This window comes from Streptomyces sp. NPDC059002, assembly GCF_042740435.1.
In the GTDB taxonomy this organism is placed as follows: Bacteria; Actinomycetota; Actinomycetes; order Streptomycetales; family Streptomycetaceae; genus Streptomyces.
Map to the genome: position 1 here is coordinate 37,403 of NZ_JBHYJI010000009.1, position 19,682 is coordinate 57,084.

General features: G+C 72.3%; 18 protein-coding genes. 7 read left to right on the top strand and 11 right to left on the bottom strand.

The window, feature by feature from the left end; genetic code table 11:
• Positions 1–133: 133 nt before the first annotated feature.
• Entirely contained in the window at positions 134–1,366 is a 1,233-nt protein-coding gene (locus ACFWZ2_RS10920; RefSeq protein WP_384544623.1) for an ROK family protein, read from the top strand.
• A gap of 40 nt (positions 1,367–1,406) precedes the next feature.
• Here ACFWZ2_RS10920 and ACFWZ2_RS10925 read toward each other — a convergent pair whose 3' ends face one another.
• Entirely contained in the window at positions 1,407–2,618 is a 1,212-nt protein-coding gene (locus ACFWZ2_RS10925) for an MFS transporter (RefSeq protein WP_384544625.1), read from the bottom strand.
• 149 nt (positions 2,619–2,767) lie between these two features.
• Positions 2,768–3,367 (bottom strand): TetR/AcrR family transcriptional regulator, encoded by a 600-nt coding sequence (locus tag ACFWZ2_RS10930; RefSeq protein ID WP_384544627.1) that lies wholly within the window; start codon positions 3,365–3,367, stop codon positions 2,768–2,770.
• Between the two features lie 162 nt (positions 3,368–3,529).
• Here ACFWZ2_RS10930 and ACFWZ2_RS10935 point away from each other — a divergent pair, with 162 nt between their 5' ends.
• The gene (locus ACFWZ2_RS10935; RefSeq protein ID WP_384544629.1) at positions 3,530–4,138 is read left to right on the top strand and encodes a DUF4352 domain-containing protein; all 609 of its coding nucleotides are present in this window, start codon (positions 3,530–3,532) and stop codon (positions 4,136–4,138) included.
• 71 nt (positions 4,139–4,209) lie between these two features.
• On the opposite strand, the gene ACFWZ2_RS10940 is transcribed toward ACFWZ2_RS10935, so the two are convergent.
• The 4 genes from ACFWZ2_RS10940 to ACFWZ2_RS10955 are packed head-to-tail and all read right to left on the bottom strand — an operon-like array spanning position 4,210 to position 6,823.
• The gene (locus ACFWZ2_RS10940) at positions 4,210–5,154 is read right to left on the bottom strand and encodes a phosphotriesterase (RefSeq protein WP_384544631.1); all 945 of its coding nucleotides are present in this window, start codon (positions 5,152–5,154) and stop codon (positions 4,210–4,212) included.
• Positions 5,151–5,735, bottom strand: coding sequence for a DUF4865 family protein (locus ACFWZ2_RS10945; RefSeq protein WP_384544633.1), 585 nt, complete (start codon positions 5,733–5,735; stop codon positions 5,151–5,153). The genes ACFWZ2_RS10940 and ACFWZ2_RS10945 overlap by 4 nt, the downstream gene beginning before the upstream one ends.
• Positions 5,736–5,784: 49 nt before the next feature.
• Positions 5,785–6,180 carry a cupin domain-containing protein gene (locus ACFWZ2_RS10950; RefSeq protein ID WP_384544635.1) on the bottom strand — a complete coding sequence of 132 codons (396 nt, stop codon included), beginning with the start codon at positions 6,178–6,180 and terminating at the stop codon, positions 5,785–5,787.
• Between the two features lie 55 nt (positions 6,181–6,235).
• Entirely contained in the window at positions 6,236–6,823 is a 588-nt protein-coding gene (locus ACFWZ2_RS10955; protein ID WP_384544637.1) for a TetR/AcrR family transcriptional regulator, read from the bottom strand.
• A 171-nt stretch (positions 6,824–6,994) separates the two neighbouring features.
• Here ACFWZ2_RS10955 and ACFWZ2_RS10960 point away from each other — a divergent pair, with 171 nt between their 5' ends.
• From ACFWZ2_RS10960 to ACFWZ2_RS10970, 3 genes are read left to right on the top strand one after another with little or no spacing between them, the layout of a single operon-like run.
• A complete protein-coding gene (locus ACFWZ2_RS10960) occupies positions 6,995–7,288 on the top strand; it encodes an SHOCT domain-containing protein (protein WP_384544864.1) in 294 nt (97 codons plus the stop codon).
• Positions 7,285–8,073, top strand: coding sequence for an ABC transporter ATP-binding protein (locus tag ACFWZ2_RS10965; protein WP_384544639.1), 789 nt, complete (start codon positions 7,285–7,287; stop codon positions 8,071–8,073). The genes ACFWZ2_RS10960 and ACFWZ2_RS10965 overlap by 4 nt, the downstream gene beginning before the upstream one ends.
• Positions 8,070–10,640, top strand: a complete 2,571-nt coding sequence (locus ACFWZ2_RS10970; protein WP_384544641.1) for an ABC transporter permease — start codon at positions 8,070–8,072, stop codon at positions 10,638–10,640. The genes ACFWZ2_RS10965 and ACFWZ2_RS10970 overlap by 4 nt, the downstream gene beginning before the upstream one ends.
• Before the next feature lie 113 nt (positions 10,641–10,753).
• On the opposite strand, the gene ACFWZ2_RS10975 is transcribed toward ACFWZ2_RS10970, so the two are convergent.
• Both ACFWZ2_RS10975 and ACFWZ2_RS10980 read right to left on the bottom strand, forming a co-directional pair.
• On the bottom strand, positions 10,754–11,227 hold the full coding sequence (locus ACFWZ2_RS10975) for an ATP-binding protein (RefSeq protein WP_384544643.1): 474 nt from the start codon (positions 11,225–11,227) through the stop codon (positions 10,754–10,756).
• 197 nt (positions 11,228–11,424) lie between these two features.
• A complete protein-coding gene (locus ACFWZ2_RS10980; protein WP_384544645.1) occupies positions 11,425–11,754 on the bottom strand; it encodes a hypothetical protein in 330 nt (109 codons plus the stop codon).
• A 329-nt stretch (positions 11,755–12,083) separates the two neighbouring features.
• Here ACFWZ2_RS10980 and ACFWZ2_RS10985 point away from each other — a divergent pair, with 329 nt between their 5' ends.
• The gene (locus ACFWZ2_RS10985) at positions 12,084–13,181 is read left to right on the top strand and encodes a PLP-dependent cysteine synthase family protein (RefSeq protein ID WP_384544865.1); all 1,098 of its coding nucleotides are present in this window, start codon (positions 12,084–12,086) and stop codon (positions 13,179–13,181) included.
• A gap of 46 nt (positions 13,182–13,227) precedes the next feature.
• On the opposite strand, the gene ACFWZ2_RS10990 is transcribed toward ACFWZ2_RS10985, so the two are convergent.
• Both ACFWZ2_RS10990 and ACFWZ2_RS10995 read right to left on the bottom strand, forming a co-directional pair.
• On the bottom strand, positions 13,228–13,707 hold the full coding sequence (locus ACFWZ2_RS10990; protein ID WP_384544647.1) for an SRPBCC family protein: 480 nt from the start codon (positions 13,705–13,707) through the stop codon (positions 13,228–13,230).
• Between the two features lie 64 nt (positions 13,708–13,771).
• Positions 13,772–14,638 carry a DeoR/GlpR family DNA-binding transcription regulator gene (locus ACFWZ2_RS10995; protein ID WP_384544649.1) on the bottom strand — a complete coding sequence of 289 codons (867 nt, stop codon included), beginning with the start codon at positions 14,636–14,638 and terminating at the stop codon, positions 13,772–13,774.
• Between the two features lie 281 nt (positions 14,639–14,919).
• Between ACFWZ2_RS10995 and ACFWZ2_RS11000 the strand changes: the two genes are divergently transcribed.
• Complete coding sequence (locus ACFWZ2_RS11000; protein WP_384544866.1) at positions 14,920–17,259, top strand: hypothetical protein; 2,340 nt, start codon at positions 14,920–14,922, stop codon at positions 17,257–17,259.
• On the opposite strand, the gene ACFWZ2_RS11005 is transcribed toward ACFWZ2_RS11000, so the two are convergent.
• Positions 17,219–19,624 carry a right-handed parallel beta-helix repeat-containing protein gene (locus ACFWZ2_RS11005; protein ID WP_384544651.1) on the bottom strand — a complete coding sequence of 802 codons (2,406 nt, stop codon included), beginning with the start codon at positions 19,622–19,624 and terminating at the stop codon, positions 17,219–17,221. The two genes, ACFWZ2_RS11000 and ACFWZ2_RS11005, sit on opposite strands and share 41 nt — an antisense overlap.
• Positions 19,625–19,682 lie beyond the last annotated feature (58 nt).

Here is a 19,682-nt window from a genome sequence, read left to right on the forward strand (position 1 = left end):
AGTAGGGGTGATCCCGGGCCGCGGACAAGACGATTCCGCGATGGCCGAAGATGTGCGGTTGCCGAAGGGCGGAGGAGGAACGGATGACGCCTGAACGGCGAGGCCGTGTACGGATCATGGGAGACTCGCCCTCATGAACGGCAAGGCTGCCCCCCGCGGCGAGGGGGAAGTGTCCACGCGTACCCGCCTGGAGCGAGGGCGTGGCGCGCTGGGTCCCGCGCTCGAACTGGTCCACACCGGGCGCGCCCCCACCCGCGCCGTGCTCACCGCGGAGCTGGGCGTCACGCGTGCCACCGCCGGTGCCGTCGCCGCCGAACTGGAGGCGCTCGGCCTGATCCGGATCGACGCGAAGCCGAGCGCGGCCGCCGGTTCGCAGGGCAGGCCTTCGCACCGGCTCTCCGTCGCGGAGACGGGGCCCGTCGCGCTCGCCGCGCAGGTGCACGCGGATGGTTTCCGGGCGGCGCTGGTCGGACTCGGCGGGCGCATCGTGGCGACCGCGCCCGGCTGCGAGGCCGTCGGTGCGGACCCCGCGCAGGTCCTCGGGGCGGTCGTCGAGGCGGGCGCGCAGCTGTTGCGGGAGACCGGCAGGCGCTGCGTGGGCGCGGGGCTCGCCGTGCCGTCGGCCGTCGCCGAGCCCGAGGGCACGGCGCTCAACCCGCTGCACCTGGCCTGGCCGGCCGGTTCGCACGTCCGCGAGATCTTCGCCGATCGCGTACGCGAAGCAGGCATCGCGGGACCGGCGTTCGCCGCCAACGACGTGAACCTCGCCGCGCTCGCCGAGCACCGGCACGGCGCGGGGCGCGGCGCCCGCGATCTGCTCTGCGTGGCGACGGGACACCGCGGCGTCGGCGGTGCGCTGGTCCTCGACGGCCGTCTGCACACGGGCAGTTCGGGCCTCGCCCTGGAAGTCGGCCACCTCACCGTGAACTCGGAGGGACGCCCCTGCTACTGCGGCGGCCGCGGCTGCCTCGACGTGGAGACCGATCCGCTCGCCTTCCTGACGGAGGCGGGGCGCACGCCGGGTCCCGAGGGTTTGCTCGTACAGGCCCGCGAACTGATCCGGGAGGCGTACGGCGATCCCTCGGTGCGTACGGCGGCCGAGGTGCTCATCGACCGCCTCGGCCTCGGGCTCGCGGGCCTGGTCAACATCCTCAACCCCGACCGGATCATCCTGGGCGGCCTGCACCGCACCCTCCTGGAGGCGGACCCGGAGCGGCTGCGCGCCGTCGTCGCCGACCGGAGCCTGTGGGGGCGCAGCGGCGGCGTGCCGATCCTGGCGTGCACGCTGGACTACAACAGCCTGGTGGGGGCCGCCGAGCTGGCCTGGCAGCCGGTGCTCGACGACCCCCTGGGGGCGCTGGGCTAGGCGCACTTGGGCGCTACTGGGTGCCCCTGGGTGAGCCGCGTCAGACGGGCTGGGCCTGAGGCATCTCCTCGTCGGCCTCGTGCGGGACGGCGGCGCCGCCGTCCGTAGCCCTGCGGCGCAGCAGGTCGGGCACGAGCGAGCCGAGCCCGAGGAGGGCGAGGCCCGCACCGATCCACAGGGGTGCCCGCAGGCCCTGGCTGTCGATGGCGGGACCGCCGATGGACGTGGCGATGATGATGCCGAACGTGATGAACGACGAGTGCACGGTGTTGACCAGCGGCCCCGCGTTGCCCGCGCGCTGGACCCGGGTGATCAGCGCCGGGTTCATGGTGACGCCGACCAGGCCGATCCCCAGCATGAACAGGACTGCGGGGACGGTCAGTTGGGCGAAGAGCGCGAACCCGGCGAGGAAGGTCAGGTTCAGCGCGAGCCCGACGACGAGGGTGGGCAGGGTACGGCGGTCGGCGAGTCGGCCCACGATGGTGTTGCCGATGACGGTGGCGGCGCCGTACGCGACGAGCAGCAGCGGGACGGTGCCGGTGGAGAAGCCGGTGAGCTCGGTGAGGATCGGGTTGAGGTAGCTGAAGGCGGAGAAGGTCGCGCCGATGGTGAAGGTGCTGGTGAGCATGACGAGCCACAGCCGGGGGCTCCGGAAGGCGCCCAGCTCCTGACGCAGGTCACCACCACCGCCCTCCGTGGCCTCGCCCGCCGTGTGCGGCACGAAGGCGAGCGTGGCGAGCGCGGCGACGACGGTCAGTACGGTGATGGCCCAGAACGCGGCGCGCCAGCCCAGGTGTTCACCGACGACGGTCGCGAACGGAAGCCCGAGCAGCGTGCCCAGCATCAGCCCGTTGAGGACCACCGCGACGGCCCGGCCGCGCACTTCGGGCCGGGTGATGCGGGAGCCCAGGGAGATGGAGACACCGAAGAACGCCTGCGAGGCGATCCCGGTGAGCACGCGCGCCACCAGCATGGTGCGGTAGTCGGGTGCGAGTGCGGCGAGCACATTGCCCGCAAGGAAGACGCCGAACAGCACCATCAGGGCCGACTTCTGACACATCTTCAGTACGGCGACGGTGAGGAAGGGGCCGCCGAAGGCCATCGCCGCGGCGAACGCGGTGATGAGGTACCCGATCTCCGGGATGGTGGCGTCCAGCCCTTCGGCCATCTGCGGCATCAGTCCGGCGACCACGAATTCGCTGGTCACCATGGCGAAGATGCCGAGGGCCAGTACATATACGGCGCGGGGCATGGGGGTGGGCTCCTGTCGGGCATAAATATTGGATGGATCAGTACAAAACAAGGACATGAAAAGGCGCGTGAGCGGCCGTGAAGCGGCGGGTACGACGAGCCGCACACCGGACCCGCAGGTGCGGGCCGTACTCCCCGCGAAAAAGACGGTCAGCCGGCCACCACCGCGTCGAGCGCGGTCTCGGCGATCGCCTCCAGGGCGGCGCGATCGGCCCCGCCCTGGGCGGAGACGCGCATCCCGCCGATGACGGCGTTGAGGTAGCGGGCGAGTGTGTCCGCGTCCCGCTTCGACGTGATGTCGCCGTCGAGCTGCCCCGACCGGACGGTGGCGCGCAGCGCCGCGAGCCGGACCTCCAGGTCGCGCTCCAGCATTGCGGCCGCCTCGGCGTCGCGCGCGGCCAGTTCGACGGTCGTGTTCACGGTCAGACAGCCGATGCTGTGTCCGTCCGCCCGGTTCGCGAACTCGCCGTCGATGACCCGCTCGAGCATGGCGCGCAGACGCTCGGCCGCCGACCGCTCCACGTCCTCCAGGATCTCGACCTGGGCGGCGTTCATCGTCTCCATGTAGCGGGCGAGGGCCCGCCGGAAAAGATCGTGCTTGCTGCTGAAGGTGTTGTAGATGCTGCTGCGGCCCAGTCCGGTGGCTTCGCACAGGTCCTGGGTCGAGGTGGCCTCGTAGCCATTCGCCCAGAAGGCGCGCATCGCCGCGTCCAGGGCCCGCTCCTCGTCGAAGGTTCTCGGTCGGGCCATGTCGGTACCGTACAGGTTTTGGAATGGGCTGTGCAATACGTGGTTGAGTGCTGGAACATCTCATGCCGGTGGCATTCGCGTACCAGTTCTCGCACGATGTGTGCACGGGGTCCTCCCGCGACGCACCTGCGGGTTCACCCTGAGCCTCCTCCTGTCGGCGCTTTGGAGGAGGTCACGATGCGCCGATTCATCGCAGTGGTCACCCTCTCGGTCCTGACACTCGGCGCCACGGTCTCGTGCAGTGGTGATGACGGTGACGGTGTCGTCACCGATCCGAAGTCGAAGTCGGCTGATTCCAAAGGCGGTTCGAAGTCCACGAAACCCGGAGGGGGCGGCGGTGCCGCGGACCCTGATAAGGCCAACGTCGGCGACACCCTTTCGCTGAAGGGCATGAAGGACGGCTCGCGGCTCGACGCGACCGTGGAGAAGTTCGTCTCCTCGGCGAAATCGTCCGACGAGTTCCTTGGGCCGGCCGAGGGGAAGAAGTGGGTCGCCGTCCGGCTGAAGCTGGTCAACAAGGGTGAGCGGACCTATGAGGACGCCCCCAGCAATGGAGCGCAGGTGGCCGACAAAGAGGGGCAGCGCTTCCACGCGACCATCGCGGAGGTGACCGCCGGGCCTGCGATGTCCGCGTCTCTCAAGCTCCCGGCCGGTGATACGGCCCGAGGGTGGGTGGTCTTCGAGATCCCGAAGGCGTCCACCGTCGCCCGTGTGCAGTGGACGCCCGATTCGGGGTTCGCGGCTGACACCGGACAGTGGAAGGTCGGCTGACGTTGCCCGGCCGGGCAGCCGCACCACCGACGGCGATCCGCGTACGAGTGCGTCGCGTGGGCGCGGAGCCCCTACGCCCACTCCACCCCGAAGGCCCGCCCCGGATTCCCCCTGAGGATCCGCTCCACCAGTTCATCGCCCACGGCGAGGGCCAGGCGCGGTCGTACTCTGCGGAGCAGATGGGGCATGCCGGGGCCGCCGTCGGCCGAGCGGGCTGCGGCCGTCGTCGTGTCGCCGCCGAGGAGGAGGCGGTCGGCGAAACCCGCCTCGACGAGTGAGCGCACCGCGTCCGGCATGCGCCAGTCCGTGGTGTGGTGCGCGCGGGACGGGCCGTCGAAGGCCAAGTAGGCGCCTGCTTCGGCGGCCTGACGGTGTGTGACAAGATCGGGGGAGCGGTTCAGGTGGCCGAGGACCACTCGGTGCGGCGGCACACCCAACTCGCCGCAGAGCAGGTCGAGTACGTCCAGGGCGCCGGTGCCCAGTTCGAGGTGCACGGTGACCGGCGCGCCCGTCGCGTGGTGCGCTTCGGCCGCCGCCGACATGGTCCAGCGGGCATGCGCGTCGAGCCCGTGGAACCCGCCCGCGACCTTGATGAGCCCGGCCCGCACCCCCGAATCGCCGATTCCTTCGGTGAGTTCGCGTACGAAGAGGTCGGCGAGCCCGTCCGCACGGAGCCTGTCGAGCAGCTCCGGCGCGTAGTGCGCGGCCTGATGCAGTCCTGTCGCGGCGACCACGTGGACTCCCGCCGCCCGGGAGAGCCCGGGCAGCCGTGCCGCGTGGCGCCCCATCCCGTGCGGCGTCCACTGCACGACGCTCTGCCCGCCCGCCGCACGGAACTCCGCAAGCTCGGCGGCCGCACCCTCCACCGAGTCCAGTTCCTGGCCCGGCAGTTGGGGGCTGCTGAGGTAGAGGTGGTCATGGGCGTCGCAGACGCCGAGCCGCTCCGGGGCGATGTCCCCGAGAACCGTCCGTACGGTGACGGGCACGGCCCCCGCCGCCTCTTCACCGCCGCTCACCACTGCCGCCCCCGCGCCAGCTTCTCCCGCTCCGGCGTGGACAGATGCAGTACTTCGAAGACATCACCGGCGCCCTCCGGAGACGCGTGGTCCCAGAGCGAGAAGTGGACCGCCTCCCAGGTGCGCGGGTCGATCGCGGCCGTCGCGCTCAGTACCCCGTCCCGCCCGGCCAGTCGCCGCGCCTCGTCGGCGAGTTCGGCGGCGTACTCCGGGAGCGACGCCGTGGCGGGGACCTGCTGCCGGTGGCGCAGGGCGGCCCGTGGCGAGGCGGTCGCCGCGGGCCCCTCCTCGTGGGCGAGGACCGTCCAGTGCTGCACCACGGGCCGCCCGAAGTCGTCGACGAGCCCCCGGAATCCGGGCCCCCAGAGGAAGGAGTTCATGCCCTCCGCGGTGTTCCAGAGGTAGAAGGGCGCGTACTGGTTCACGGGCGATCCGGCCCTGCCGCGCTCGCGCATCAGATAGGCCTTGAAGCCGAGCCCGGGGAAGTCGTCGAGCAGATGGCCCTTGGACTCGACCCGGTGGCGGATGACCCCCATGTCGTAGTCGGCGGGCAGGGTGATCTCGTACTGCAGGGCGTGCACGGCGTACTCCTTTGCTGGCGGGCCCCGTTGGCGGGCCCGGCCGGTGGGCTCAGTGGGCGGGGTGCTCGTCGCGGACCAGGTCGCCCCAGTCGACGGTCGTGCCGTCCGCGGCCGCTTCGACCGTGGCCAGGTGCGTCATGAAGCTGCGCGGGCCCGCTCCGTGCCAGTGCCTCTCGCCGGGCTCGATCCAGACGGTGTCGCCCGCCCTGATCGGCTCGACGGGACCCCCGGCGCGCTGCACGAGCCCCTCGCCCTCGGTGACGTGCAGGACCTGGCCGTGCGGATGGGTGTGCCAGGCGGTGCGGGCGCCGGGAGCGAAGTGGACACTGAAGATCCGCAGCCGGGAAGGAGCTTCGGGCGCGGCGATCTCGTCGAGCCAGACGGTGCCGGTGAAGTGCTCGGCGGGGCCCTGTTTGCTGTCCGGCCGGGTTCGGGTGATGTGCAACGTAGGCATCCTTGCTGAGGAGTGGAGGTAGGGGGGGGAGGGCTGAACTCCGGCGCTACGAACGGGTGGGCGCGGCCGCCCCGAGCAGCGCGAGCAGCCCGCGTACACCCGCGTCGAACGCGGCGGGGGAGCCGGACGAGCGGGCCAGGACATAGCCGCCCTGCACCGTCGCGACGATCGCGGACGCGATCTCGTGCGCGTCCAGCGACTCGATGAACTCGCCCTGCGCACAGCCTTCCTGGACGATTCCGGCGAGCCGGTCGCGCAGCCAGTCGAGGGTCTCCGTCACGGGCGCGCGCAGCTCGCCGCTCGCGATGACGTCGGGGTCCATCGTCAGCCGCCCGACCGGGCAGCCGCGCAGCACGTCGCGTTCGCGCAGCAGATACGCCTCCACGCGCGCGTACGCCGTCCCCGGCCCGCTCAGCACGGCCTCGGCGGTGGCCCGCATCTCCTCGGCGGTGCGCCGGATCGCGGCGAGCGCCAGATCCGGCTTGCCGGCGAAGTGGTGGTACATGCTGCCCTGGCCCGCGCCCGCGTGCTGCTGGATGGCCTTGGGGCTCGTGCCCACATAGCCCCGCTCCCACAGCAGCTCGCGGGTGGACTCGATCAGACGCTCCGGAGTGCTCATGCGCTCACTGTACATACTAGTAGGTACAGAAGTCGATCACCGATGGGAGCAGCCGCCGACCGCCCACGTACTCCCGCCGTGGTACGCGCGGTGCCGCTGGCCGTACGACGACTTCGGCCCCCTCCCGGAGCGAGTCTCGAAGCGTCGCGAAAGGCGCGAGAACGACTCCTCAAGGAGATGACTCAGATGCAGACCCTGGCGTACTGGGACGGCGGGCCCGGCCCGTGGATCCTGTTCTTCCCGCTGATCTGGGCGGCCGTCGTGATCGGCGTCGTCACCCTGCTCCGCCGCACCGTGTGGCGTGGCCGCCGCGGCCCGTTCCGGGGCGCGCGCGGACCCGTCGGCATCGACGAGAACTCGCCCATCGCCGTGCTCGGCCGCCGCTTCGCCGCCGGTGAGATCGACGAGGACGAGTACTGGCGCAGGCTGACCGTCCTGAACGAGGAGTTCGGCCGCGCCTCCAAGGGCGGTGCGGCATGAGCACCGCCACCGGACGGGCCGTGCGCGCCGACGCCGCCCGCGTCACCGACGCCGTGAAGGTCTACGGCAGCGGCGACACCGCCGTACGGGCCCTCGACGGGGTGGACGTCGGCTTTCCCGCCGGTCGATTCACCGCCATCATGGGCCCGTCCGGCTCGGGCAAGTCCACCCTGATGCACTGCGCGGCAGGACTCGACACGCTCACCTCGGGCGCCGCGTACATCGGCGACACGGAGCTGGGGGCGCTGGACGACCGGCGCCTGACGCTGCTGCGCCGCGACCGCATCGGCTTCGTCTTCCAGGCCTTCAACCTGGTGCCGACGCTGACCGTCGCCGAGAACATCACCCTGCCCATGGACCTCGCGGGCACCCGCGGCGACCGCGAGTGGACCGAGGCCCTGATCGACGTCGTCGGACTGCGCGACCGCCTTCACCACCGTCCCGCCGAACTCTCCGGCGGACAGCAGCAACGGGTCGCCGTGGCACGGGCGTTCGCCGGACAGCCCGACGTCGTCTTCGCCGACGAGCCCACCGGCAATCTGGACTCGCGCTCCGGCGAGGAGGTCCTCGGCCTGCTCGGCCGCGCCGTGCGCGGGATGGGCCGCACCGTCGTCATGGTCACCCACGACCCGGTGGCCGCCGCCCACGCCGACGAGGTCGTGTTCCTCGCCGACGGCCGTCTCGTGGACCGGATGGAGTCCCCGACGGCGGACCGGGTGCTCGACCGGCTCAAGGCCTTCGACACCACGTCGGGCGCACGGAGCCAGGGAGGTGCCAGGCCATGAGCTCCCTCAGCGCCTCCGCGCGCATCAGCCTGTCCTCGCTGCGCGGCCACAAGCGCCGCTTCGCCGGTACGTTCCTCGCCGTGATGCTCGGCGTCGCCTTCCTTGCGGGCACCCTCGTCATGGGCGACACCCTGCGCGCCAGCTTCGACACGATGTTCGGCAACGCGACGAGCGGCACCGACGCGGTGGTCCGCGGCGCGGACACCATCACCACTCCCGACGACAGCCAGGGCACCCGCAAGCCCGTGCGCACCTCCCTGGTCGACAAGATCGAGAAGGTCGACGGCGTCGCGGCCGCGGCGCCCAACATCCAGGGCGCGGGCCAACTGCTCGGCAAGGACGGCGAACCCATCGGCGGCCAGGGCCCGCCCACCCTCGCGGGCAACTGGATCACCGACCCCGAACTGAACGCCTACCGCCTCGCCGAAGGCCACACCCCGTCGGCGCCCGGCGAAGTCGTGGTCAACCGCGGCGCCGCGAAGTCCGGCGACCTGAAGATCGGCGACACGACGACGCTGCGCACCCCCGACCCCGTCCAGGTGAAGATCGTGGGCCTCGCGACCTTCGGCGGCGAGGACGGCATGGCGCAGACCACCTTCACCGGCATGACACGGGCCGACGCGGAGAAGTACCTGACGCCGAAGCCCGGCGAGGCCGCGACCATCCAGGTGCGGGCGGGCCCCGGCGTGAGCGAGCGGGAACTCGTCGACGCGCTGACTCCCGTACTGCCCAAGGGAGTCGAGGCCATCACGGGCGAGGCGTCGGCGGCCGAGAACACCGACAACATCTCCGGCCAGTTCCTCACCCTCTTCACCAGCTTCCTGCTGGTCTTCTCCGGCGTCGCCCTGCTCGTCGCCACCTTCAGCATCCACAACACCTTCGCCATCGTCGTCGCCCAGCGCACCCGCGAGAACGCGCTGCTCCGCGCGCTCGGCGCCGCGCGCCGCCAAGTCACCGTCGCGACCCTCATCGAGGCGAGCGCCGTCGCCGTGGTGGCGTCGGCCGCGGGCCTCGCGGGCGGCATCGGGATCGCGGCGGGCCTGCAGGCGCTCTTCCCCGCCATCGGATTCCCCTTCCCCGAGGGCGACTTGGTGATCAGCGCGCTCTCCATGCTGCTGCCGCTCGCCGTCGGCGTCGTGGTCTGCCTGGGCTCCGCGCTGCTGCCCGCCGTACGGGCCGGGCGCACCGCACCCCTGGCCGCGCTGCGCGAAACGGCCATCGACCACTCCGGAGCCTCGCGGGCGCGGTCTTTCACGGGCGCCGGTCTCGCGCTCGCCGCCGTCGCCCTGGCCCTGGCCGGCGTGCTCGCCACCCCGTCGATCTGGCTGGCCGGCGCGGGGGCCGTGCTCGCCCTCGCGGCCTTCGTGGTGCTCGGGCCCGTCGCGTCCTCGCGGGCGGTGCGTGTCATCGGCGGCCCCCTCGACCGGTTCCGCGGCGTCACGGGCGGGCTCGCCCGGCGCAATGCCCTGCGCAGCCCGAAGCGGACCGCCGCCACCGCGAGCGCCCTGATGATCGGTGTCGCCGTCGTGTCGCTGTTCACGGTCTTCGGCGCCTCGCTGAAGGCGACGATGGACCAGACGGTGAACCGCTCCTTCGCGGGCGATGTCGCGATCAGCACTCCCGGGTTCGGCGCGGGCGGCAGCGGCCTCAGCCCGAAGCTCGCCCCCGCGCTCGCCGAACGCCCCGAGGTGGCGACCGCCGTCGGCCTCGGCAAGGGCGCCGCGGAGGTCAACGGCGAGGGCCGCGCCCTGACGGTCACCGACCCCGGCCCCTTCGCCAAGTCCTTCGACCTCGGCAAGGTCGAAGGGTCCCTCGACGGGCTCGGCGACCACGGCATCGCGATCACCCGCACGGAGGCGGACAAGCAGGACCTGAAGGTCGGCTCCAGGGCCGAACTCGCCTTCGCCGACGGCACGAAGGACACCTTCACGGTCCGCGCCGTGTACGGACAGTCGGAGCTGGCGGGCGACTACGTCATCACCCGCGAGGCCTGGGCCCCGCACCGCACGCAGGACGCCGACAGCCTCGTCGCCGTCACGTTCAAGGACGGCGTCGGCACGGACGAGGGCAAGGCCGCGATCGCCAGGACCACGCAGGCGTACGGCAATCCGGACGTGCAGACCCGCGCCGAGTACGCGCAGTCGTCGGCGGGCGGCATCGACATGATGCTCACCCTCGTCTACGCCCTGCTCGCGCTCGCGGTGCTCATCGCCCTGCTCGGCATCGCCAACACGCTGACCCTCGCGGTCCACGAACGCACCCGCGAGCTGGGCCTGTTGCGCGCCGTCGGACAGACCAGGGCGCAGCTGCGCGCCATGGTCCGCTGGGAGTCGGTGCTCGTCGCCGCGTTCGGCACGGCGGGCGGGCTCGCGCTCGGCGGCTTCCTCGGCTGGGTGCTTGTCAAGGCGTCCGACGGCGCGACCGACAGCGCCTTCGCGTTCGCGCTGCCGCCGGTGCAGCTCGTGGTGGTGGCCCTGGTGGGCCTGGCCGCGGGAGCCTTGGCGGGCCTGCGCCCCGCTCGACGGGCCGCGCGCCTCGATGTGCTGCGGGCCATCGCCACCGAGTGACGCCCGCGGGTTCATCGACGTACGAAGAAGGACGTACAGGCAGAGAAGGACGTACGGACAAAGAAGGGCGTACGGACGAGGAGGGATCCGCGCGGCGGACGGTCACCGCCCGGTCAGCCGACAACGGCCGACCGGGCGGGAGCATGTTCGACCGCGCCGTAGACGGGATACGCGGGCAGGGCCACCGCGGGCGAGGGCGCGGGAAGCGCGAACCACACGATCTTTCCCGCGTCGCCCTGCGGGCGCACGCCCCAGCTCTCGCTGACCGCCGCGACCATCGCGAGCCCGCGGCCGCAGGTCGCGAAGGGCTCGGCGTCGCGCAGTTGGGGCAGCCTGGGGTCGTGGTCGTGGACGGAGACCATGAGCCGGTCGAGCAGCAGCTCGATCTCCACCGTGCACACCTTGTCCGGCTCGGCGTGCCGATGGACGTTGGTGAGCAACTCGGTCACACCGAGGGCGGCCTGGTCTATCAAGGGATCCAGATGCCAGTAGCGCAATTGCGCAGAGACGATTCTGCGGACCTGGCCGATCCGCGACGGCAGGGCTTGGAGCTCTACCGTGCAATGCCTGCTTGGCTGGCTGATCACGGCTGCGACTCCCCGAATTGAGGTCCGGAAGAAGACGACGTTCGGATCCAGCAGGGGCCGCGTGGTCTGCCGCCTGCTGTATGGCCGGCGGGCTGGTTCGCAGCGTCATCGCCGGTAAACCCAGAGTGATGTTGTGAGACCAGAGTGACGCAGGGGGTGCGGGCGTGCAACTTGCGCGAGGTGCCGGAGGGGGCCGCTCAGCCGCGCGGCCGGAGTCCGCCGGCCCGGCGGACCGCGTCGAGGAAGCCGCGCACCGTGGGTGGTCCGCCCTCGCCGGGCGCCGGTTCATGGTCGCCGAGCACGAGCCGGTAGCGCGTGCCGTTCACATCGGCCAGTGCCCGGTCGTCGGCCGCGAACCACGGCTTGCCCGCGCGCACCGCCTGCACCGGTGCGCTGTCGATCTCCTTGCCGTAGCTGGTGAGCAACTCCAGCCTGCCGTCGGCGATACGGACCTGTCCCGCCCGGGTGAGGGAGCGCAAGCGCCGCCCGATCCGCACGCCTGTGGCCGTGAACTCCGGCTCTGCCATGACGCTCCGCCCCCTTGTGCGCTTCGGTGAATCGCTTCGATCGGGACAGGCGTCCCATGCGGTGCAGTCTGCACGCACCCGGCGTCGAGCACCAGTACGCATGCCGACGTCCTGCCAGGTCGTGAGGACCGCTGCCGAGGCTACCCTCCGCCCCGCCCCGACCGCTGCGCCAGCAGTGCCTTTGAGGTGCCCAAAGGTGTGTTTATGCAGGTGGGAAGCGTGCGGAGGGTGTTTAAGATCGAGGTGTACGGCCGCGTGACTTCGCGTCCGGCACGACGCGAAGGAGTCCCGCGGTGAGCACCCCACAGCACGTTCGAGCCGACGAACCGATGCCCACACTCGACGTGGACCACAGCGACGCCGACTATCGCGGCTGGCTCAAAGAAGCCGTCCGCAAGGTCCAGGCCGACGCCAACCGCTCGGCCGACACCCACCTGCTCCGCTTTCCGCTGCCCGAGCAGTGGGGCATCGACCTGTACCTCAAGGACGAGTCGACCCACCCGACCGGCAGCCTCAAGCACCGCCTCGCGCGCTCGCTCTTCCTGTACGGCCTGTGCAACGGCTGGATCAGGCCAGGACGTCCGGTCATCGAGGCGTCCAGCGGCTCGACGGCCGTCTCGGAGGCCTACTTCGCCAAGCTGATCGGCGTGCCCTTCATCGCGGTGATGCCGCGCACGACCAGCGCCGAGAAGTGCCGACTGATCGAATTCCACGGCGGCCGGTGCCACTTCGTGGACGACTCGCGCACGATGTACGCCGAGTCGGCCGCCCTCGCCGTCGAGACCGGCGGCCACTACATGGACCAGTTCACCTACGCGGAACGGGCCACCGACTGGCGCGGCAACAACAACATCGCCGAATCGATGTACCAGCAGCTGAAGTTGGAGCGCTACCCGGAGCCCACCTGGATCGTCGCCACAGCAGGCACCGGCGGCACCTCGGCGACCATCGCGCGCTATGTGCACTACATGCAGCACGACACCCGCATCTGCGTCGCCGACCCGGAGAACTCCTGCTTCTTCGACGGCTGGACGAAGAACGACCCGGACGCCACGAGCGAGTGCGGATCGCGCATCGAGGGCATCGGAAGGCCCCGCATGGAGCCGAGCTTCGTGCCCGGCGCGATCGACCGCATGATGAAGGTGCCGGACGCGGCGTCCGTCGCCGCCGTACGCGCCCTGGAGCAGGCCATCGGCCGCAAGGCGGGCGGCTCCACCGGCACCGGCCTGTGGAGCGCCCTGAAGATCGTCGCCGAGATGGTGGCCACGGGTCGTACGGGCAGCGTAGTGACCCTCATCTGCGACCCGGGCGACCGCTATCTGGACAAGTACTACTCCGACGCCTGGCTGGCCGAACAGGGCCTGGACATCCGGCCGTACGCGGAGGCGATCGACGCACTGCTCACCACGGGGGCCTGGCCCGAGTAGGACCGCTCGGCACGGCGTCCGCCCCGAGCGGCGTCGTGCGGGGCGACTACGCCCCGGCCGCCGAGAGCCGCCGGTCGAGCAGCGTGACGGCGTCGCGGAACGCCCTGCCGAGGCCCGCACGGCCGAGCCTGATCGCACCCCGCACCGGAGCGGCCCCGTCCGCGGCGAACGTCCACTGCACCCGGGTGCCGGACCCTGCCGGGGCGAGCCGCCACTCCTCGACGAGGGCGCGCAGGCCCGGCGCGTTCGTCACGTCGACGCGATAGGCGTACCGCTCGGCCTCGTCGGTCGCGAGGATCGACTCCTGGAAGCGCGTGCCGCCCTTGAGGCGGACCTCGCGGCCCTTGCCGCCGTCGGTCGGCCGGCACAGGGTGACCGCGGTGAACCACTGCGGCCAGCCCGCCACGTCGTCGGCGAGCGCGCGGTAGACCACCTCGGGGGGTGCGCCGACCTCGCGCGCGAAGACCAGGCGCAGCGGGGCGGACTCAATGAACTCGAGCCCCACAGGACTCAGTCGGCGTGCCATCGAACTCTGCCCCCCAGCGGAATAGGGCGGTTGACCGGGCTCCGCCACCATAGCTGGCGGACCGTCAGATGTCTGTGGGGGCCTCGGCGTCCCCGGCGCCGTCGGCGTCCGGCTCACCCTCGGGCTCGCCCGCCACCACGAGACGGTGCAGATGCTCCGAGATCTCCACGCGTGCCTCGGCGGGCAGCCCCGCATCGGTCACCAGCGTGTCGACCTGCGTCAGCGTCGCGAACGAACTCAGGCCCACCGTGCCCCACTTGGTGTGGTCGGCGACCACGATGACGCGCCGCGCCGACTGCACGAGGCGCCGGTTCGTCTCGGCCTCCGCGAGGTTCGGCGTCGACAGGCCCGCCTCCGGCGATATGCCGTGCACACCGAGGAACAGCACGTCGAAGTGGAGCGCCCCGATCGCCTGGTCCGCGACCGGTCCGACCAGCGAGTCCGAAGGGGTCCGCACACCACCGGTGAGGACGACCGTCGCCGCGCCCTGGCGCTGCCCCGAGCTGCGCTGCGCGGAGTGGAAGACGTCCGCGACGCGCACCGAGTTGGTCACCACCGTCAGGTCCGGCACGTCGACGAGGTGGTGCGCCAGCGCGAACGTCGTCGTACCACCGGAGAGCGCGATCGCCGTGCCCGGCGCCACCAGGGACGCCGCGGCCCGCGCGATGTCCTCCTTGGCGGTCAGCTCCAGGCCCGACTTGGCCTCGAAGCCCGGCTCGTGCGTGCTCGCCTCGACCACCGGGACCGCGCCGCCGTGCACCTTCTCCAGGACGCCCTGGCGGGCGAGCGCGTCGAGATCGCGGCGGACCGTCATGTCGGACACGCCGAGTTTGCGGGTGAGTTCATTGACGCGGACCCCGCCGCGGCGGCGCACCTCGTCGAGGATCAGGGCACGGCGCTGCTCGGCGAGGAGGTTCTGATTCTCACTCAATCCCGGTCCGGCCCTTCTGCCTCGTCACACCCCTCGCGCCGGTCCGGCGCGCTGCCTCATCCTCGCACGGGCCACTGACCACCGTGCCACCCGCCCGTGGCGCGTGACCGGCGCGAACGGGGAGATTCCGTGACGGTGGATGCGCGGCGGCCCGCGAGCCGGGATCCTTGTCCCCTCACACGACGCATCTCGGGGGAAGCGGAACAGTGGAGCGTGCGACACAGGACGAGACGGCACTGGAACTCCTGGTCCATGGAGTCGGGGGAACCACACCGGAAGAGATGCTCGGCGATCCGCGGACCGTGCGGATCTCCGGCGACGAGACGGCGGCCGTTTTCCGCCGCACGGAGGACGCGGACGCCGAGCAGCGCCCCGACGACTACCGCGGCAAACCCGTGCCGGAGGCGTACGTCTGGTCCAACCTGACCTCGGGCAACGGCTCCCGCGCCCTGTGGCTGCTGCTGCTCCCCTTCATGGTGGTCAACCTCGCGCACTGGATGCGCCCCACCTCCCGCCACCGCAAACGCCTCGTGCGCGGCTACGGCCTCCTCGTCCGCCTCACCGGCCTCACCCTCACCGTGCTGCTCGTCGCCGCCGCCTGCGAGGTCGCGCTCGACCTGACGGCCTGGCAGTGCGCGGGCACCCCCGACTGCACCGCCGACCGCGCCTGGCTCGGCTTCCTCGCGACCGACGCCTCCGGACACGGCGGCTGGTGGTCCCAGCCGGGCCGTCGGCTCGCCCTCGCCGCGCTCGTGCCCGCCGCGCTCACCGGCCTGCTCTGGTACCTCTCCCACCGCACCTGGAGCGCGTACGAGTCCGTGCAGCCGCTGCCCCACCAGCCCGACCCGGAGGAGGAGACCAGCCGCACCGCGCTCGGCAGGCCCGGCTTCTGGTACGGCCGCAGGCTGGTGGCCCGGCTGCGCGCGGCCCACACGGCCGCCGGGTTCCTCACCGTCGCCGCGGCCGTCGGCACCTCGGCCGCCCGCCACGACCGGCGCCCCGGGGGCCCCGCCCCGCTCGACGCGCTCGGCTGGACCCTGAACTCGACGCTGCTGCTCGGCGGCGCCGTCGTGGTGTGGGTGGTGTGCCGCAGGGGACGCAGTGAGAACAGGCTCGACCGCAGGCTCGACAGGACCCTGGTGCGCTGGCTGCCGGTGAGCGCCCTCGTACATCTCGTCCTCGTCCTGCTGTACGCGGGGTGGTCACGCCCCGGCTGGCGCTCCGAGGGACGGCTGCCGGGCGACGCGACGTTCGGCGGCATCGCGCTCGTGCAGGGCATCCTCGTCCTCGCCCTCGCGGTGGTCGCGCACTTCCTGTACCGCACGTCGCCCGACTCCCGCACCGCCATCCGCGGCTTCGGCGGCCCCGCCGTCGCCATGCTGGCCTGCGCGCTCGGCGGCGTGATGTCCGGCGGCGTCGCCCAGCGCGTCGCCGACTGGCTGGACGGCCCCGGCTCGCCGGGCGCGGGCGGCACCATGGACGGGCCGCCGGTCCTGCTGACCTGGCAGGCGTCCGTGATCCCGCCGCTCCTGATCGTGGTCGCGCTGCTGTGCGCCTGGTCCGGCGTCCGCACCCTGCAGCGCAAGCGCCGCGAGATGACCGCGGTGCCGCTCGACTACCCGGACGAGAACGAGCGCGAGGACTCCGAGCGCACCCGCCGCATCGCGAGCAAGCGCGCCCGCGCCGCCCTCACCGACGTGGCACCCGTGCTCGTCGGCATCATCTCCGCCGTGACGCTGGTGTTCGGCGCGGGCGCCCTCACCGGTGCGTGGCTGACGGAGAAGGTGCCGGGCGAGGCCGCGCAGGGCACCCCCGACTGGGTGGAGGCGGCCGCACAGACCGCGCAGGCGCTCGGCTCCTGGCTGATCGGCGTCGGCTTCATACTGTTCGTCACCTGGGGCCGCCGTGCCTACCGCGACCCCTCGGCCCGCCGCACCATCGGCATCCTCTGGGACGTGGGCACCTTCTGGCCGCGCGCCGCCCACCCCTTCGCCCCGCCCTGCTACGCCGAGCGCGCGGTGCCCGACCTGACCTGGCGGATGGCCGCCTGGACGCGCACCACGGGCGGCAGGCTCGTCATCTCCGGGCACTCCCAGGGCAGCGTCCTCGCGGCGGCCGCCGCCTGGCAGTTGCGCCCCTCGGTCCGCAGGCGCGTCGCCCTGCTCACCTACGGCTCGCCCCTGGAGCGGCTCTACGGCCGCTGGTTCCCCGCCCACTTCGGCCCGGCGGCCCTCACCTCGCTGCACCGCGAGGTCGACTGCTGGCGCAACCTCTACCGCACCACCGACCCCATCGGCGGCCCCATGAGGCTGCCCGGCGAATGCGGCCCGCAGGTCGACCGCGACGCCCTCAAGGACCCGCTCGCCTACGGCCGTACGGAGGCGCACCCGCTGCCCGCGCCGATCCTCGGCCACGGCGACTACCAGGCCGACCCCGTCTTCGCGGAGGAGCGCGCCCGGCTGCTCGCCCGCCTGAAGCCGGGCGTTCCGGCGCCAAGGCCCGAAGGCCCGCCGGGCACACAAGCCCCGTCGGGAACGGAAACCCCGTCGGGAACGGAAGCCCCGTCAGGAACGGAAGCCGTCACACCAGCTCCGGCAGATCCTCCGGATACAGCAGGGTGAGGTCGTCCGTGCTCGGCTCGCCGAGCTGGGCGACCCGTCCCGCGTGCCGCTCCACCATCGCCTCGAAGGTCTGCCTCGCGGTGCGGCCGTTGCCGAAAGCGGGCCCCTTGGGCAGCGCCGTGAAGTACTTCAGGAGCGCCTCGGACGTCCCCGTGCCGAGGCGGTACTCGTGCTCGTCCGCCTGCTGCTCCACGATCCGCAGGAGCTCCTCGGGCAGGTAGTCGCTGAAGGTGATGGTCCGCGAGAAGCGGGACGCCACACCGGGGTTGACGGAGAGGAAGCGCTGCATCTCCTCGGTGTAGCCCGCGACGATCACCACGACGGCCTCGCGGTGGTCCTCCATCAGCTTCACCAGCGTGTCGATGGCCTCACGGCCGAAGTCGCGCCCGGAGTCCTCGGGCGACAGTGCGTACGCCTCGTCGATGAACAGCACACCGCCGCGCGCCCGGTCGAAGGCCTCCTGCGTACGGATGGCCGTCGAGCCGATGTGCTCGCCGACCAGGTCGACGCGGGACACCTCGACGAGATGTCCGCTCTCCAGGACGCCGAGGGAGGCGAGGATCTCGCCGTAGAGCCGGGCGACGGTCGTCTTGCCGGTGCCGGGGGAGCCGGTGAAGACCAGATGACGCCGGACCGATGCGGCCTTGAGCCCGGCCTGCTGCCGACGCCTGCCCACCTCGATCATGTCGGTGAGGGCGCGCACCTCGCGCTTGACGCTGTCCAGGCCGACCAGGGCGTCGAGTTCGCCGAGGACCTCCGTGGAGGCGCGGGACGGCTGCTCCGGCACTGCGGGCTGAGGGGTCTGCTGGGCGGGCACGGAGCCGAGCAGCCCGACGGTCTGCGTGGCCGTCTGCACGGCGGGCGCCTCCTGCGCCGCGGCGGAAGGCGTGCGCAGGCCGCCGCTCTCGTCGCTCGCGCAGTCCTCGACGACCGGCCCCTCCTCGGAGAACTCGAAGCCGCCGCGCGCGCACCGTTCCGTACGGCATTTCCTGAGCGTCGTACGACATCCGTCGATGACGTGGAAGCCGTAGCCGCCGCTGCCCGTGACCCGGCAGCCGTGGAAGGTGCCGCGGCCGCCCGCGGAGACGTAGAAGCCCGCCTCCGTCGGCGCGTCGACGGTGCAGCGCTCCAGGGTGGGGTCCGCGCCCTTGGTGACGATCACGCCGGTCTGGACGGTGTCGACGGTGCAGTTGGCGAGGGTGCCGCCGCTGCCGTGGTCGCGGAACCAGGCGCCCGTGGCGGCCTCGCGGATGCGGCAGTCGTCCAGCTGCGCCGTCGCGCCGTCGCTCACCGACACCGCGGTGTTGCGCACCTGGGACAGATCGCTGTCGACGACGTCGGCGCGCGAGCCTCGGTCCAGGACGAACAGGGCGTCCGGCACGTCGTGCACCCGGCAGGACTCCAGGACGGCGGTCGCGCCGTCGCTGACCCAGACCGCCGGATAGTCGCCCGTACTGTCGTGGATCTCGCACTGGTTGGCGTCCACGCGCGTGCCCGGGTCCCACACGGACAGGCCGTTGCGCCCGAACTGCCGCACCGTGGACCGGGTGAGCGTCAGGACCGAGCGCGAGCGCAGGTCGATGGCGTTCTCGGGGATGTCGTGGATGCGGCAGTCGGCGAGCGTGAGCACGGCGTCCGTGTCGAGCGTGACGCCGTCGGACGTGGTGCGGTGCACGTCGCAGTCGGTCAGATGCGCCGTGGCCCGCCCGGTGATCTGCACACCGGTGCCCTTGACCTCGTACACCTCGCAGCCGATGGCCTCGAGGCCCGTGTGCTCACCGGTCGCGGACAGCCCCGCACCCGACGCGTGGTGCACGCGGCAGCGTTCGAGGCGGGGGTGCGCGGCGCCGCGCACCGCGACGCCGGACTGGCCCGCCGCGACGATCTCGCACTCCTCGTAGACGCCGCCACCGCCGTCGAGCACGGCGATACCGATGCCGCCGGGGTTGTCGACGGTGCAGCGGCGCACCGTGGGCCGGGCGCCGCCGCGGACCTCGATGCCGGCCGCGGAGCGCGTCACGACGCGGATGTCGGTCAGCTCCGGCGCGCCGTCCTCGACGAGCAGCGCGGGCGCGGACGAGTCCTGGCCCTCGATGTGCAGGTCCTGCACCAGCGCGGAGGCGCGGACGGTGAGCGGCACGCCTTCCGACGGCGCGATGCGCACGGACCCGGGGGAGCCCTCCGGGCCGCGCAGGGTCACGGCGCGCTGGATGACGAGGTTCTCGCGGTAGGTGCCCGCGGTGACGGTCAGTACGTCCCCGTCGCTCGCGGCCTCCAAGGCAGCGGCGAGCGATGCGTATTCGCCGGTGCGGCGCCGCCACCGCGACGTGCCGGTGTGCGTCACCTGGACCGTGCCCTGTGCCATGGAGTTGCTCTGCCCCCACCTCGTCGTACGCGGGATCTTGCGTCACTGTGCTGCGTCG

Excerpts from the sequence above, each read along its gene's own strand:
- ACFWZ2_RS10920 (WP_384544623.1), top strand. The coding sequence starts at position 134 with ATGAACGGCAAGGCTGCCCCCCGCGGCGAGGGGGAAGTGTCCACGCGT.
- ACFWZ2_RS10925 (WP_384544625.1), bottom strand. The coding sequence starts at position 2,618 with ATGCCCCGCGCCGTATATGTACTGGCCCTCGGCATCTTCGCCATGGTG.
- ACFWZ2_RS10930 (WP_384544627.1), bottom strand. The coding sequence starts at position 3,367 with ATGGCCCGACCGAGAACCTTCGACGAGGAGCGGGCCCTGGACGCGGCG.
- ACFWZ2_RS10955 (WP_384544637.1), bottom strand. The coding sequence starts at position 6,823 with ATGTACAGTGAGCGCATGAGCACTCCGGAGCGTCTGATCGAGTCCACC.
- ACFWZ2_RS10960 (WP_384544864.1), top strand. The coding sequence starts at position 6,995 with ATGCAGACCCTGGCGTACTGGGACGGCGGGCCCGGCCCGTGGATCCTG.
- ACFWZ2_RS10965 (WP_384544639.1), top strand. The coding sequence starts at position 7,285 with ATGAGCACCGCCACCGGACGGGCCGTGCGCGCCGACGCCGCCCGCGTC.
- ACFWZ2_RS10970 (WP_384544641.1), top strand. The coding sequence starts at position 8,070 with ATGAGCTCCCTCAGCGCCTCCGCGCGCATCAGCCTGTCCTCGCTGCGC.
- ACFWZ2_RS10980 (WP_384544645.1), bottom strand. The coding sequence starts at position 11,754 with ATGGCAGAGCCGGAGTTCACGGCCACAGGCGTGCGGATCGGGCGGCGC.
- ACFWZ2_RS10985 (WP_384544865.1), top strand. The coding sequence starts at position 12,084 with ATGCCCACACTCGACGTGGACCACAGCGACGCCGACTATCGCGGCTGG.
- ACFWZ2_RS10990 (WP_384544647.1), bottom strand. The coding sequence starts at position 13,707 with ATGGCACGCCGACTGAGTCCTGTGGGGCTCGAGTTCATTGAGTCCGCC.
- ACFWZ2_RS11000 (WP_384544866.1), top strand. The coding sequence starts at position 14,920 with ATGCTCGGCGATCCGCGGACCGTGCGGATCTCCGGCGACGAGACGGCG.
- ACFWZ2_RS11005 (WP_384544651.1), bottom strand. The coding sequence starts at position 19,624 with ATGGCACAGGGCACGGTCCAGGTGACGCACACCGGCACGTCGCGGTGG.